The organism is Xanthobacter autotrophicus (genome assembly GCF_029991245.1).
In the GTDB taxonomy this organism is placed as follows: domain Bacteria; phylum Pseudomonadota; class Alphaproteobacteria; order Rhizobiales; family Xanthobacteraceae; genus Xanthobacter; species Xanthobacter autotrophicus_C.
Genome location: NZ_JAIVFO010000045.1, coordinates 1 through 13,685, shown reverse-complemented (window position 1 = coordinate 13,685; position 13,685 = coordinate 1). Strand labels below are relative to the sequence as shown.

Here is a 13,685-nt window from a genome sequence, read left to right as displayed (position 1 = left end):
TGCCCGGATCGCGCTTCAAGGCCGCGCGCCTTCCCGAGCCCGGCCGCCCTTGCCCGTGGGTCAGGTCGGGACCGGTAGCGCCATGGGTCGCGACGGGGGCGGGGCGGCCCGCCGGCCTTTTTGACACGCCGCATTTTACTTGCCGGGCCGGGTCCGGGCCCCTATGTGCAGGGCGTGTCCCGTGGCCCTTCCTTCCCCGGCGTGCCGGATCGGCAGCCCGTCTTCAATGTGCCTGGCGCGGTCGCCGTGTTGGCGCTGGCGCTGGTGCTCATCCACGCGCTGCGCGTGATCGTGCTGTCGGACGAGGCGGACCTGGAGGTCCTGCTCTATTTCGCCTTCGTCCCCGCCCGCTATGGCCTGCCCGACACCTTGTTCTATCTGCCGGGCGGCTTCGGTCCGAAGCTGTGGACCCCGGCGAGTTACGCCTTCCTGCATGCCAACTGGATGCATGTCATCGTCAATCTGGTCTGGCTCCTGGCCTTCGGCACGCCGGTGGCGCGGCGCTTCGGCTCGGCGCGGTTCGTCGCCTTTTTCGCGGTGACCGCGGCGGGTGGCGCGCTGGCCCATTACCTGAGCTATCCCGATGCCCTGGTGCCGCTGATCGGCGCGTCGGCCTCGGTGTCCGGCGCCATGGCGGCGGCGGTGCGCTTCGCCTTTGCGCCCGGCGGGGCCCTGTCGGGGCGGCGCTCCCTCTTCGCCGATCATCAGCCTGCCGGCTCGCTCCTGGAGAATTTCCGCGATCGCCGGGTGCTGGTGTTCGTGGCGGCCTTCTTTGTCCTCAACCTGCTGTTCGCCGTCGGGGTTTCGCTGCCGGGGGCGGACGGGGCGCAGATCGCCTGGCAGGCCCATGTGGGCGGCTTCGTCGCCGGGCTGCTGCTGTTTCCGCTGTTCGATCCGGTCTCGCGTCGCCAGAGCCGGCCCCGTTCCGGCTGAGCGGCCATATTGCCGGGACCGGATCGCGCGCCTCCCGGCTCAGGCGCTGCCGCAATGCGAGATCCGGAGCCGGCGCCGATCCCTCTGCACCGCAGCCTGAGCATATCCAACTATAGTGTGCGCTTGCGTCGCAGCGCATTGCGAGGGATCATCGCTCTTCCAAACCATGCGCCAGAGAAGACCGGCCAACGGCGGAGCCGGTCCCTGGAATGACGAGAAGGGAGCCAACGTCTATGACCGTGAGCGTCATCCTCAGCCGCAAGGGCAACGACATCTGCACCATCGGTCCGGACGCGACCGTGGGTGATGCCGTGGCGCGCCTTGCCGGGCGCCGCATCGGCGCCATCGTCGTGGTTGACGACGCCATGAGCGTGGAAGGCATCATCTCCGAGCGCGATGTGGTGCGCCTGATCGGCGAGCAGGGGGTCGGCGTGCTCGCCGAGCCGCTGTCCAGCGTGATGACCCGCGCGGTGGTGACCTGCACGCCCGACGAGACCATTCCGGTGATCATGGAGCGCATGACCCGCGGCCGCTTCCGCCACGTGCCCGTGGTGTCGGGCGACAAGCTGGTGGGCATCATCTCCATCGGCGACGTGGTGAAGTTCCGCGTGGAGGAGATGGAGCGCGAGAGCGCCCAGCTGCGCGACTACATCATGTCGGCCTGAGGCCGGCCTGAAACGAAACCGGCCGGCGTGAGCCGGCCGGGACGCATGCGACGGGAGAGACCCCGCGGCAGGTTGGAGGGTGGCTGGCCGTGCGGCCGCTCACGCGCCCGGCTGGCGCACCACGCGCAGATAGGGCTTCACGGTCTTCCAGCCGTCCGGGAACTTCTCCTTCGCCGCGTCGTCGGAGAGGGAGGGGACGATGATCACGTCCTCGCCGTGCTTCCAGTCCACCGGGGTCGCCACCGAGTGCTTGGCGGTGAGTTGGAGGCTGTCCACCACCCGCAGGATCTCCGCGAAGTTGCGGCCGGTGGAGGCGGGATAGGTCAGGGACAGCTTCAGCTTCTTGTCCGGCCCGATGATGAACACCGAGCGCACGGTGAGGGTGTCGTTCGCGTTGGGATGGATGAGGTCGTAGAGGTCGGAGACCTTCTTGTCCGCATCCGCGATCAGCGGGAAGTTCAGGGTGGCGCCGGTGGCGTCCTTGATGTCGCCGACCCAGGCCGGGTGGTTGTCGATGGCATCCACCGACAGGCCGAGCAGCTTCACGCCGCGCTTGTCGAACTCGGGCTTCAGGTGCGACGCCTGGCCGAGCTCGGTGGTGCAGACCGGGGTGAAGTTCTTGGGGTGGGAGAACAGGATGCCCCAGCTGTCGCCGAGCCACTCGTGAAACTTGATGGGGCCTTCGGTGGTCACGGCCTCGAAATCGGGAACCACGTCGCCAAGTCGCAGGGTCGCCATGTTCTTCTCCAATATCACATATAAAACGCGTTGATATTGAAATTATACCACATCGTTTATGCATTTAAAGGTGAATCACGCGCAGCCGAGCGCGTGCCGGCGCGGTTCGGGCGAACGGCGGCGGATGAGACCGGTCGGGGGAGCGTGAGGATCAGCGCGCGATGCAAGCGGATCGACGTGTGCTCTATCCCGTTGTTTTGACGTCTAGACCACGGCGCGGCGGGCGACCTGCTCGCCCACCTCGAACACCCTTTTGTAGCGCTCGATCTCCTGCGCCGGCCCCATGGCCTTGGTGGGATTGTCGGAGAGCTTCACCGCCGGGCGGCCGTTGGCCGAGACCACCTTGCAGACGATGGAGATGGGATCGAGCGCGCCATTGGGGGCAAGGCCGCGGAAATCGTTGGTGAGCAGCGTGCCCCAGCCGAAGCCGAGCCGCACCCGCCCGGAGAAGGCCGTGTGGATCCGCGCCACCTCCTCGGCATCGAGGGCGTCGGAGAAGATGGCGAGCTTGTCCTGGGGGTCCTGTCCCCGCGCCTTCCACCAGGCGATGGCCTCCTCGCCGCCCTCCACCGGGTCCTTGCTGTCGATGCGGATGCCGGTCCAGTGCGCCACCCAGTCGGGGGCATGGGCGAGGAAGCCGCTGGTGCCGTAGGTGTCGGGCAGGATGACACGCAGGTTGCCGTCGTAATCCTCCTGCCAGTCGGCCAGCACCTGGTAGGGCGCCCAGCGCAGCTCCTCCTCGTTGCGGGCCAGCGCCGCATAGACCATGGGCAGCTCGTGGGCGTTGGTTCCGGTGGCCTCCACCTCCCGCCGCATGGCGATGACGCAGTTGGAGGTGCCGAGGAAGCCCTCGCCCAGCCCTTCGATGAGGGCCTGCACGCACCAGTCCTGCCAGAGGAAGCCGTGGCGGCGGCGGGTGCCGAAATCGGCAATGTTGATGGGGGCCAGCGTCTTGAGGAACTGCACCTTCTCCCACACCCGCGCCATGGCCCGGGCATAGAGGATCTGCAGCTCGAACTTGCCCATGCCCTTCAGCACCGCGCGCGAGCGCAGCTCGTTGATGATGGCGAGCGCCGGGATCTCCCACATGGTGGTCTCGACCCACGGCCCCTCGAAGGTCAGCTCATACTGCCCGTCGCGCTTTTCCAGGTGATAGGCGGGGAAGCGGAAGCCCTCCAGCCAGGCCACATAGTCCGGCGAGAACATCTGCCTTTTGCCGTAGAACATGTTGCCGCGCAGCCACGTGCTCTCGCCCCGCGTGAGGGAGAGGGAGCGCACATGGTCGAGCTGCTCGCGCAGGGCGCCCACATCGATGATCTCGGCCAGCCGGATGTGGGTGGAGCGGTTGTGGATGCCGAAGGTGACGCGCGTCGCCCGGTGGCGGTTGAAGATCGTCTGCCCCATCAGCAGCTTGTAGAAGTCCGTGTCGAGCACGGACCGCACGATGGGGTCGATCTTCCAGGTGTGGTTGTAGACGCGCGTGGCGATGTCGGTCATTGGCGTCTTGCGGGTGTTAGAAGGGGCGGCGTCCGGTCAGGGACGCGTCCGCAGGGCAGGCGCACCACCTATAGCATGTCGGCGGTGAATGCGATCCGTTCGCAGCAAATTCCCCTCGGCGTCGGGGCTCAGCGGCAGCCCTTGCGGGCCTCCCAGGCCTTCACCTCGTCCACGAAGCGCTGCTGGGAGGGGGTGAGCTGGCCGTAGGGCGGAAAGCAGCGCTCGCCGAAGGTGGCGACGGCGTCCGCCGTCTTGAAGCAGTAGCCGCGCTCCGCATAGACGGAATTGCGCTGATACCACAAGGCGCGGCACGACAATTCGCCCAGCGTCTGGGCCTGCGCCGCCGGGGCGAGGGCCAGAAGGGCGCCCGCCACGGCGCCAAACAGCAGTCCTGTCTTCTGCATCCCCGCCTCCCGCCTTCCGTCCCGCAGGGCAGGCTAGCACCGCAACCGGACCGCGAGAATGACGACGGTGCGCATGATTGTTTCTCTCAGGGCATCAATGTCATTCCGTTTCTTCCCATAGAAGCGAAGACGGCCGGGGCGTATTCAGAATGCAAGTCAAAAAGACCAATGGGAGGAAGTGCCATGGCCCGCATGCGTGCAGTCGATGCCGCCGTCCGTGTCCTTGAGAAGGAGGGCATCCGTTGCGCCTTCGGCGTGCCGGGCGCGGCCATCAACCCGCTCTATTCCGCCATGAAGGCGCGGGGCTCCATCCGTCACGTGCTGGCGCGCCATGTGGAGGGCGCCTCCCACATGGCCGAGGGCTACACCCGCGCGGTGGCCGGCAACATCGGCGTGTGCATCGGCACCTCCGGCCCCGCCGGCACCGACATGATCACCGGCCTCTATTCCGCCTCCGCGGACTCCATCCCGATCCTGTGCATCACCGGCCAGGCGCCCCGCGCCCGCCTCTACAAGGAAGACTTCCAGGCGGTGGACATCGAATCCATCGCCAAGCCGGTCACCAAGTGGGCGGTCACCGTGCGCGAGCCGGCGCTGGTGCCCATGGTGTTCCAGCAGGCGTTCCACGTCATGCGCTCCGGCCGTCCCGGACCGGTGCTCATCGACCTGCCCATCGACGTGCAGCTCGCCGAGATCGAGTTCGACGAGGAGACCTACGCCAGCCTGCCGGTCTACAAGCCGGCGGCGACGCAGGCTCAGATCGACAAGGCCATGGAGATGATCGTCGGCGCCAAGCGCCCGCTCATCGTCTCCGGCGGCGGCGTCATCAATGCGGATGCCTCCGACCTGCTCGTGGAATTCGCGGAGACGACCGGCATACCGGTCATCCCCACCCTCATGGGCTGGGGCACCATCCCCGACGACCATCCGCTGATGGCGGGCATGTGCGGCCTGCAGACCTCGCACCGCTACGGCAATGCCAACATGCTGGCCTCCGACTTCGTGGTCGGCATCGGCAACCGCTGGGCCAACCGCCACACCGGCTCGGTGGAGGTCTATACGGAAGGACGCAAGTTCATCCATGTGGACATCGAGCCGACCCAGATCGGCCGCGTGTTCGGGCCGGATTTCGGCATCGTCTCCGATGCGAAGGCGGCGCTGGAACTGTTCGTCGCCGCTGCCAAGGCCCTGAAGGCCGAGGGCAAGCTGCCGGACTGGTCGGCGTGGGCCGGCGAATGCCTGGAGCGCAAGCAGACCATGCTGCGCAAGTCCCACTTCGACGTGGTGCCGCTGAAGCCGCAGCGTGTCTATGAGGAGATGAACGAGGCGCTGGGCCGCGACGTCACCTATGTGTCCACCATCGGCCTGTCGCAGATCGCCGGCGCGCAGTTCCTGCACGTCTACAATCCGCGCCACTGGATCAATTGCGGCCAGGCCGGCCCGCTGGGCTGGACCCTGCCGGCGGCCCTCGGCGTGCGCGCCGCGCGGCCCGATGCCAAGATCGTGGCGCTCTCGGGCGACTATGATTTCCAGTTCATGGTGGAAGAGCTGGCGGTGGGCGCCCAGCACAAGCTGCCCTACCTGCACGTGGTGGTGAACAACTCCTACCTCGGCCTCATCCGGCAGGCGCAGCGCGGCTTCAACATGGACTTCGAGGTGAGCCTCGCCTTCGACAACATCAATTCGGAGGAGGCCGGCGCCTACGGCGTGGACCATGTGGCGGTGGCCGAGGGCCTCGGCTGCAAGGCCATCCGGGTGCGCACCCCCAACGAGTTCAAGGATGCCTTCGCCAACGCCCAGAAGCTCATGGACGAGCACCAGGTGCCGGTGGTGATCGAGTTCATCCTGGAGCGCGTCACCAACATTGCCATGGGACTGGAGATCAACGCGGTCAACGAGTTCGAGGAAATCCTCGACGTGCCGCTGGATCAGGTCCGCGCCCTGGAGCCGGCGGAGTAAGCCCCGGCACGTCCCCTCCTGCACATGCGGCACCCCCCGGCTTCTCCGGGGGGTGCCCTTTGCCGCCCCTCGCCCCTTTCCATAAAGCCGTGGATGCCCCGAAAGGCCGGGGCATGGCGGCGTGACAAGCCCAAGGCTCAGCCCGCGGAGAGACGCATGCCCAAGTTCTGCGCCAACCTCACCATGCTGTGGAACGAGATCGACTTCCTCGACCGCTTCGAAAAGGCGGCCCAGGCCGGCTTCACCGGGGTCGAATATCTCTTCCCCTATCCGTACGAGAAGGATGCGCTGGCGGAGAAGCTGGCCACCCACAAGCTCACCCAGGTGCTGCACAATCTGCCGGCCGGCGACTGGGCGGCGGGCGAGCGCGGCATCGCCTGCCTGCCGGGCCGCGAAGGCGAGTTCCAGGACAGCGTCGGCAAGGGCATCGACTATGCGAAGGCGCTGGGCACCAAGGCCGTGAACTGCCTTGTCGGCCTGACCCCGAAGGATGTCCCGGCCGAAAAGGTCCACGAGACGCTGGTGACGAACCTGAAGTTCGCCGCCGCCGAACTGAAGAAGGCGGGCATTCCCTTCGTGGTGGAGGCCATCAACACCCGCGACATCCCCGGCTTCCACCTGCACAATACAAAGCAGACGCTGGCGGTGCTGGACGAAGTGGGCGCCGACGACATCTTCTTCCAGTACGACATCTATCATATGCAGATCATGGAAGGGGACCTCACCCCCACCATCCGCGCCAACATCGCCCGCATCAAGCACATCCAGCTGGCCGACAATCCGGGCCGCGGCGAGCCGGGCACGGGCGAGATCAACTATCCGTTCCTGTTCAAGGCCATCGACGACACCGGCTACGACGGCTGGATCGGCTGCGAATACAAGCCGAAGACCACCACCGACGAGGGCATCGGCTGGTTCGCGCCCTACAAGGGCTGATGCTCCGGCTTCCCATTGCGCACGAACAACACGACTCTTCAGGAGAAACGCACATGAACGTCGGATTCATCGGTCTCGGCATCATGGGTTCCCCCATGGCGGGACACCTCATCGACGCCGGCCACACCCTGTTCGTCTATGACGTGGTCCGCATTCCGGAGGAACTGACGGCGAAGGGCGCCACCGCCTGCGCCTCCTCCGCCGACGTGGCCAAGGCCGCCGACATCATCATCACCATGGTGCCGGATACCCCGCACGTGGAAGAAGCCCTGTTCGGCAAGGGTGGCGTCGCCGAGGGCCTCACCAAGGGCAAGATCGTGGTGGACATGAGTTCCATCTCGCCGGTGGCCACCAAGGGCTTCGCGGAGAAGATCAACGCGCTTGGCTGCGACTATCTGGATGCCCCGGTCTCCGGCGGCGAGGTGGGCGCCAAGGCCGCCTCCCTCACCATCATGGTGGGCGGGCCGGAAGGCGCGTTCGAGACGGTGAAGCCCCTGTTCGAGAAGATGGGCAAGAACATCACCCTCGTGGGCGGCAATGGCGACGGCCAGACCACCAAGGTGGCCAACCAGATCATCGTGGCCCTCACCATCGAGGCGGTGGGCGAGGCGCTGCTGTTCGCCTCCAAGGCGGGCGCCGACCCGGCCAAGGTGCGGCAGGCGCTGATGGGGGGCTTTGCCTCCTCCAAGATCCTCGAAGTGCATGGCGACCGCATGGTGAAGCGCACCTTCGATCCGGGCTTCCGCATCGAGCTGCACCAGAAGGACCTGAACCTTGCCCTCCAGAGCGCCAAGGCCCTGGGCGTGAGCCTGCCCAACACCGCCACCTGCCAGGAGCTGTTCAACGCCTGCGCCGCCCACGGCGGCTCCAAGTGGGACCACTCCGCCATGGTGAAGGCGCTGGAACTGCTGGCGAATCACGAGATCGCCTGAGCCCGGGGCGGGGTCAGCCCCGCCTTCGTTGAGCATGGTCCCTCCCCCCGTGCGGGGGAGGGCAGGAGGCGGCCGGCCGTGGTGCCTTCCGGCCAGGCTGATCGGCGCGCGCTCCAGCTGCGGACATCCGGGGAGAGCGCGGAACCCCCTCGCCCATCGGTCAGCCGTGCTGCCGCTTATGCGACTTTATGCGTACATGAAGGGCGCGCATGATGCCCGTAGAGACGCTCGACTCAACAAGACGCACAACCAACGCGTGATCAATCGCGGGAGCCGGAGGAAAGTCATGCCCACGAAGCGCCAGCAGCCCCTGAAGCGTCAGCGAGCCACCAAGATCGTCGCCACCGTTGGCCCCGCCTCCAACAGCGAGGAGAAGCTGAAGGAGCTGTTTCTCGCCGGCGTGGACGTGTTCCGGCTCAATTTCAGCCACGGCACCCAGGCCGACCACGGGGTGGTGCTGGACCGCATCCGCCGGCTGGAAAAGGAGATGAACCGGCCCATCGGCGTCATCGCCGATATGCAGGGCCCGAAGCTGCGCATCGGCCGCTTCAAGGACGGCGCCATTGCCATCAAGGCCGGCGACATCCTGCACTTCGATGCCGACGTGGACCGGCTCGGCGACGAGACCCGCGTGCCGATCCCCCACCCCGATATCCTCGCCGCGCTGAATGTGGGTTCCACCGTGCTGTGCGACGACGGCAAGGTGCGCCTCAAGGTGATCAAGAAGGGCGAGGGCTTCCTGGAGGCCCAGGTGGTGGCGGGCACCAGGCTCTCCAACAACAAGGGCTTCAACATCCCCGACGTGGTGCTGCCGCTGTCGCCGCTCACCGACAAGGACCGCCTCGACCTGGAGTTCGCCTGCGAGGCCGGGGTGGAGTGGATCGCCCTCTCCTTCGTCCAGCGGCCGGAGGACATCCACGAGGCCCGCGCCCTCATCAAGGACCGCGCGGCGGTGATGCTGAAGATGGAGAAGCCGTCGGCGGTGGAGTATCTCACCGAACTGGTGGAATTGTCCGACTCCATCATGGTGGCCCGCGGCGACCTTGGCGTGGAAATCTCGCTGGCCGAGGTGCCGGCGCTGCAGAAGCGCATGATCGCCGAGGCGCGCAAGTTCGGCCGCCCGGTCATCGTCGCCACCCAGATGCTGGAATCCATGATCACCGCCCCGGTGCCCACCCGCGCCGAGGTGTCGGACGTGGCCACCGCCGTCTATGAGGGCGCCGACTGCGTGATGCTCTCGGCGGAGACGGCGGCAGGCCAGTTCCCGGTGGAGGCCGTGACCTTCATGGACGACATCATCCGCCACGTGGAGTGCGATCCCGGCTATCGCCAGGTGCTGGACGCCACCCAGGCGGAATGGGGCAAGACCATCGGCGATGCGGTCACCAAGGCCACCTACCAGGCGGCCATCGCGGTGGATGCCTCGGCGCTGGTGGCCTTCACCCTGTCCGGCACCACGGGGTTGCGGGCGGCGCGCGAGCGCCCGGCGATCCCGATCCTCGGACTGACCCCGTCCATAGAGACCGCGCGGCGCCTCGCGCTCTCCTATGGGGTGCACGCCGTGCACATGAAGGAGGACATCCACTCCTTCGGCGACATGGTGGACACGGCGGTGCGCACCGCGGTGGAGCATGGCCTGGGCAAGCCGGGGGACCGGCTGGCCATCACCGCCGGCGTGCCGTTCGCGAAGCCCGGCACCACCAACATCATGCGCATCACCACCATCGGCGCCGACAGCCCGCCCTCCCGCCACGATGCCGACACGCCCGCGGCCCGGACGCCCAAGGCCCATGAGGCGAAGACCGGGGATGCGAAGGCGCACGAGAAGAAGGCGCACGGCGGCAAGGTGCACGCCTGAGGTGATGGGGGTGCGGCCGGACAATCTCCGGCCGCACCCGCGCGCCCGCCTCCCGTTGCTGCGTTCTGACGCAGGGGAGGGGCCGAAATCGTTTTCTTGGACCAGTTGGTGTCATGGGACCATCCCGGCTCTGGACGTCCCGGCGCAAAATGGAGTTAAGCTGTTGACGATTGGGTCAAGCAGCCGATGCCTGTCGAAATCGAACGCAAATTTCTCGTCAAATCCCGTAGCTGGCGCGCGGGCGCGCGGGCCTGTGCCATCCGGCAGGGCTATCTGTGCTCCGGCTCCGGCGCCACCGTGCGCATCCGCATTGCGGATAGTGAGGCCTTCGTCACGGTGAAGGGCAAGACGCAGGGTATCAGCCGCGCCGAGTTCGAATATCCCATTCCCCTGCGCGACGCCGAGGTCATGCTGGAGACCTTGTGCGCGCGGCCGCTCATCGAGAAGACGCGCTATTCCCTGGAGCATGCCGGGAAGCTTTGGACCGTCGACGTGTTCGAGGGCGAGAATGACGGCCTCGTCATGGCCGAGGTGGAACTCGCCGGTCCGGACGAGCGGGTCGCGCTGCCCGACTGGGTGGGCGAGGAAGTCACCGACGATCCGCGCTACCGCAACTCCTCCCTCGTGAGCGCGCCGCTGGGCGGCCCTGCTCTGGTCGATGCGGAGCTGGGCAACGGCGCCTGAGGCCCTTCACGCCCCCTTCAGCGCCGCTTCCACCGCCAGCATGTCGCGCCAGGCGAGGCGCTTGCCCAGCGGGGTGCGCAGCAGATAGGCCGGGTGGAAGGTGGCGATGGCGCGGATGGTCCGCGTGCCGCTCTCATAGTCCATGAACCGCCCGCGCAGCCGGGTGATGCCCTCGGTGGTGGCGAGCAGCGCCTGTGCCGACGGGCCGCCGAGGCACACCAGGATATCCGGGTCCGCCAGCTCGATCTGGCGCTTGATGAAGGGCAGGCACACCGCCGTTTCCTGGGGCGTCGGTGTGCGGTTGCCCGGCGGGCGCCAGGGGATGACATTGGCGATGTAGGCGCTGGTGCGGTCGAGGCCGATGGCCGCCATCATCAAATCCAGCAGCCGGCCCGAGCGGCCCACGAAGGGCAGGCCCTGCTGGTCCTCGTCGCGGCCCGGCGCCTCGCCCACGAACATCACCTTCGCCTGTGGATTGCCGTCGGCGAACACCAGCCGGGTCGCCGTGCGCTTCAGGGCGCAGCCCTCGAAGCCGTCGAGGATGGCGCGCAGGGCATCGAGGCTTTCGGCATTCCGCGCGGCTTCGCGCGCCGACATCACCGCCTCGTCCGGCGGATGGGTGACCAGCGCCGACGCGCCCGCAGGAGCGGGCGACATGGCCGCGGGCGACTTGGCGGCGGGCGACATGCCGTTGGAGCGGGACGCAGGGGATTGCTTGAAGGAGGGCGCCGCGACCGGGCGGTTCGGGGCGGTTGGGGCTGCCGCCCCGGCCGGGCCGGGCGCGCCGGTGGGGGACACAGGTGCGGTGGGCTCCGCCGCTGTCCGCGTTGCAGTTCGTCCCTTGGCCTGCTCCGCGGCGCTTTCGGCGAAACGGTCCACCGGCGCTTCGCCCACGGCCACGTCCACGCCCGCCTCCAGATAGAAGGCAAGAATGTCGGCGAGGTCGGCGAGGTCATCTGGGGGCGGGAGGCTCATGGGGCCATTCTAGAGCGCGATCCGGGGAGATGGCATCGCTATCTGATTGGCCCGGCGGTCTCCAGCCCCCAGGCCCGAGCCGCCGCGATCATCGGTACGGCCGAACGCAGAAACCCAGGCCCGATGCCTGCGTGGGGCTTCGGTGGGCGGTACGCTCACGCTGCAGTCGGCGGGATGGAGAGGGCCGTCTATTCCGGAAGCCCACTTGCCGCCTCGAGTTATCTTCTGCTCCTATAGGGCACTCGATTGCCGTTTACGGCATCGACCCAATTGTCATTGCGCTGCAACCGTGGAAGAAGTCCAAGCAAGGAACGAAAGACAGGGGAGCTTGTGGCATGAGCGCGGCGGATCTGCCTGAACGCGAAGGCATGGATTATGACGTGGTGGTGGTTGGCGCCGGGCCTGCCGGTCTTGCCACCGCCATTCGCCTGAAGCAGCAGGCGGCCGAACGCGGGGCCGACATCTCGGTGGTGGTGGTGGAGAAGGGCTCCGAGGTGGGCGCTCACATCCTCTCCGGCGCGGTCATCGATCCGGTCGGCCTCGACGCGCTGCTGCCCGGCTGGCGCGAGGAGGCGGACGCGCCGCTCTCGGTGCAGGTCAACGACGATCATTTCTACCTGCTCGGCCCCGCCGGCGGCATTCGCCTGCCCAATTTCGCCATGCCGCCGCTGATGAACAACCACGGCAATTATGTCGGCTCCCTGGGCAATGTCTGCCGCTTCCTCGCGCAGAAGGCCGAGGCGCTGGGGGTGGAGATCTATCCCGGCTTTGCCGCCGACGAGATCCTTTATGACGAGAAAGGCGCGGTGGCCGGCATCGCCACCGGCGACATGGGCGTCGACAAGAATGGCGTGCCCAAGGGCGAGTTCACCCGCGGCATGGAATTGCGCGGGCGCTACACCGTGTTCGCCGAGGGCGCGCGGGGCCACCTCACCAAGCAGCTCATCAGCAAGTTCGCCCTCGACGCCGGCAGCGACGTGCCCAAGTTCGGCATCGGCCTGAAGGAGCTGTGGAAGGTGAAGCCGGAGAAGCACAAGCCTGGCCTGGTGCAGCATGGCTTCGGCTGGCCGCTCGACGGCAAGGCCGGCGGCGGCGCCTTCCTCTATCACATGGAGGACGAGCAGGTGATGGTGGGCTTCGTGGTCCACCTCAACTACCAGAACCCCTGGCTCTCGCCCTTCGACGAGTTCCAGCGCTTCAAGACCCACCCCTTCTTCCGCGACACCTTCGAGGGCGGCAAGCGCATCGCCTATGGCGCGCGGGCGTTGTCGGAAGGCGGCTACCAGAGCGTGCCCAGGCTCAGCTTCCCCGGCGGCGTGCTGGTGGGCTGCGCGGCGGGCTTCGTGAACGTGCCGCGCATCAAGGGCAGCCACAATGCGGTGCTCTCCGGCATCCTCGCCGCCGACCACCTCGCCGGGGCGCTGGCCGAGGATCGCGGCCATGACGAGCTTGCGAGCTACGAGGCGGCCTGGCGCTCGTCCGCCATCGGCGCGGACCTGAAGAAGGTGCGCAACGTGAAGCCCCTGTGGTCGAAGCTCGGCACCTTCATCGGCATTCCGCTCGGCGCGCTGGACATGTGGACCAACACGCTGGGCTTCTCCCTGTTCGGCACCCTGAAGCACGGCAAGACCGACGCCGCCTCCCTGAAGCCGGCCAAGGACTGCAAGAAGATCGCCTATCCCAAGCCGGATGGGGTGCTGACCTTCGACAAATTGTCGTCGGTGTTCATCTCCAACACCAACCACGAGGAAGACCAGCAGGTGCATCTGGTGGTGAAGGACATGGCCCTGCAGAAGGCGTCGGAGCACGACATCTATGCCGGCCCGTCCAACCGCTATTGTCCGGCCGGCGTCTATGAGTGGATCGAGGAGGGGGCGGACGCGCCGCGCTTCCAGATCAACGCGCAGAATTGCGTCCACTGCAAGACCTGCGACATCAAGGACCCCAACCAGAACATCACCTGGACCGCCCCCGAAGGCGGCGGCGGGCCGAACTATCCGAATATGTGAGGCGGCGGGGGAGGGGCGGGTTTCTCCCGCCTCTGGTCGCGGCCATTCTCCGCGCCGCCGGTGCGCGGGGCGCGGGCCTGCCCCCACCCCAGCCC

General features: G+C 67.3%; 12 protein-coding genes. 8 read left to right on the top strand and 4 right to left on the bottom strand.

Annotation, left to right across the window (positions count from 1 at the left end):
• The first annotated feature begins 174 nt into the window (after positions 1–174).
• Together K9U41_RS09980 and K9U41_RS09975 are read left to right on the top strand one after the other, a co-directional pair.
• Positions 175–933, top strand: coding sequence for a rhomboid family intramembrane serine protease (locus K9U41_RS09980; protein WP_282640689.1), 759 nt, complete (start codon positions 175–177; stop codon positions 931–933).
• A 233-nt stretch (positions 934–1,166) separates the two neighbouring features.
• Positions 1,167–1,598, top strand: coding sequence for a CBS domain-containing protein (locus K9U41_RS09975; protein ID WP_282640688.1), 432 nt, complete (start codon positions 1,167–1,169; stop codon positions 1,596–1,598).
• A 99-nt stretch (positions 1,599–1,697) separates the two neighbouring features.
• Here the strand turns inward: K9U41_RS09975 and K9U41_RS09970 are convergent, their stop codons facing one another.
• The 3 genes from K9U41_RS09970 to K9U41_RS09960 all read right to left on the bottom strand — a co-directional run bounded on the left by K9U41_RS09970 (position 1,698) and on the right by K9U41_RS09960 (position 4,237).
• Positions 1,698–2,336 carry a peroxiredoxin gene (locus K9U41_RS09970; protein WP_282640687.1) on the bottom strand — a complete coding sequence of 213 codons (639 nt, stop codon included), beginning with the start codon at positions 2,334–2,336 and terminating at the stop codon, positions 1,698–1,700.
• 204 nt (positions 2,337–2,540) lie between these two features.
• Positions 2,541–3,833 (bottom strand): nicotinate phosphoribosyltransferase, encoded by a 1,293-nt coding sequence (gene pncB, locus K9U41_RS09965; protein ID WP_282640686.1) that lies wholly within the window; start codon positions 3,831–3,833, stop codon positions 2,541–2,543.
• A gap of 128 nt (positions 3,834–3,961) precedes the next feature.
• The gene (locus K9U41_RS09960) at positions 3,962–4,237 is read right to left on the bottom strand and encodes a YARHG domain-containing protein (protein WP_282640685.1); all 276 of its coding nucleotides are present in this window, start codon (positions 4,235–4,237) and stop codon (positions 3,962–3,964) included.
• A 183-nt stretch (positions 4,238–4,420) separates the two neighbouring features.
• On the opposite strand from K9U41_RS09960, the gene gcl reads away from it, so the two are divergent.
• The 5 genes from gcl to K9U41_RS09935 all read left to right on the top strand — a co-directional run bounded on the left by gcl (position 4,421) and on the right by K9U41_RS09935 (position 10,606).
• Entirely contained in the window at positions 4,421–6,196 is a 1,776-nt protein-coding gene (gene gcl / locus K9U41_RS09955; RefSeq protein WP_282640684.1) for a glyoxylate carboligase, read from the top strand.
• A 156-nt stretch (positions 6,197–6,352) separates the two neighbouring features.
• Complete coding sequence (hyi, locus tag K9U41_RS09950; protein WP_282640683.1) at positions 6,353–7,132, top strand: hydroxypyruvate isomerase; 780 nt, start codon at positions 6,353–6,355, stop codon at positions 7,130–7,132.
• A gap of 53 nt (positions 7,133–7,185) precedes the next feature.
• Positions 7,186–8,064, top strand: a complete 879-nt coding sequence (gene glxR / locus K9U41_RS09945) for a 2-hydroxy-3-oxopropionate reductase (RefSeq protein ID WP_282640682.1) — start codon at positions 7,186–7,188, stop codon at positions 8,062–8,064.
• Between the two features lie 286 nt (positions 8,065–8,350).
• The gene (gene pyk, locus K9U41_RS09940) at positions 8,351–9,922 is read left to right on the top strand and encodes a pyruvate kinase (protein ID WP_282640681.1); all 1,572 of its coding nucleotides are present in this window, start codon (positions 8,351–8,353) and stop codon (positions 9,920–9,922) included.
• Between the two features lie 186 nt (positions 9,923–10,108).
• Positions 10,109–10,606: a CYTH domain-containing protein gene (locus K9U41_RS09935; protein WP_282640680.1), complete on the top strand. Its 498-nt coding sequence runs from the start codon at positions 10,109–10,111 to the stop codon at positions 10,604–10,606.
• Positions 10,607–10,612: 6 nt separating this feature from the next.
• Here K9U41_RS09935 and K9U41_RS09930 read toward each other — a convergent pair whose 3' ends face one another.
• Complete coding sequence (locus K9U41_RS09930) at positions 10,613–11,581, bottom strand: uracil-DNA glycosylase (protein WP_282640679.1); 969 nt, start codon at positions 11,579–11,581, stop codon at positions 10,613–10,615.
• Positions 11,582–11,916: 335 nt separating this feature from the next.
• On the opposite strand from K9U41_RS09930, the gene K9U41_RS09925 reads away from it, so the two are divergent.
• A complete protein-coding gene (locus K9U41_RS09925; protein ID WP_282640678.1) occupies positions 11,917–13,590 on the top strand; it encodes an electron transfer flavoprotein-ubiquinone oxidoreductase in 1,674 nt (557 codons plus the stop codon).
• Positions 13,591–13,685: the final 95 nt, after the last annotated feature.

What these genes read in the sequence shown, in the direction of transcription:
- K9U41_RS09975 (WP_282640688.1), top strand. Translation starts at nt 1,167, where the DNA reads ATGACCGTGAGCGTCATCCTCAGCCGCAAGGGCAACGACATCTGCACC.
- K9U41_RS09970 (WP_282640687.1), bottom strand. Translation starts at nt 2,336, where the DNA reads ATGGCGACCCTGCGACTTGGCGACGTGGTTCCCGATTTCGAGGCCGTG.
- pncB (WP_282640686.1), bottom strand. Translation starts at nt 3,833, where the DNA reads ATGACCGACATCGCCACGCGCGTCTACAACCACACCTGGAAGATCGAC.
- K9U41_RS09960 (WP_282640685.1), bottom strand. Translation starts at nt 4,237, where the DNA reads ATGCAGAAGACAGGACTGCTGTTTGGCGCCGTGGCGGGCGCCCTTCTG.
- gcl (WP_282640684.1), top strand. Translation starts at nt 4,421, where the DNA reads ATGGCCCGCATGCGTGCAGTCGATGCCGCCGTCCGTGTCCTTGAGAAG.
- hyi (WP_282640683.1), top strand. Translation starts at nt 6,353, where the DNA reads ATGCCCAAGTTCTGCGCCAACCTCACCATGCTGTGGAACGAGATCGAC.
- glxR (WP_282640682.1), top strand. Translation starts at nt 7,186, where the DNA reads ATGAACGTCGGATTCATCGGTCTCGGCATCATGGGTTCCCCCATGGCG.
- pyk (WP_282640681.1), top strand. Translation starts at nt 8,351, where the DNA reads ATGCCCACGAAGCGCCAGCAGCCCCTGAAGCGTCAGCGAGCCACCAAG.
- K9U41_RS09935 (WP_282640680.1), top strand. Translation starts at nt 10,109, where the DNA reads ATGCCTGTCGAAATCGAACGCAAATTTCTCGTCAAATCCCGTAGCTGG.
- K9U41_RS09930 (WP_282640679.1), bottom strand. Translation starts at nt 11,581, where the DNA reads ATGAGCCTCCCGCCCCCAGATGACCTCGCCGACCTCGCCGACATTCTT.
- K9U41_RS09925 (WP_282640678.1), top strand. Translation starts at nt 11,917, where the DNA reads ATGAGCGCGGCGGATCTGCCTGAACGCGAAGGCATGGATTATGACGTG.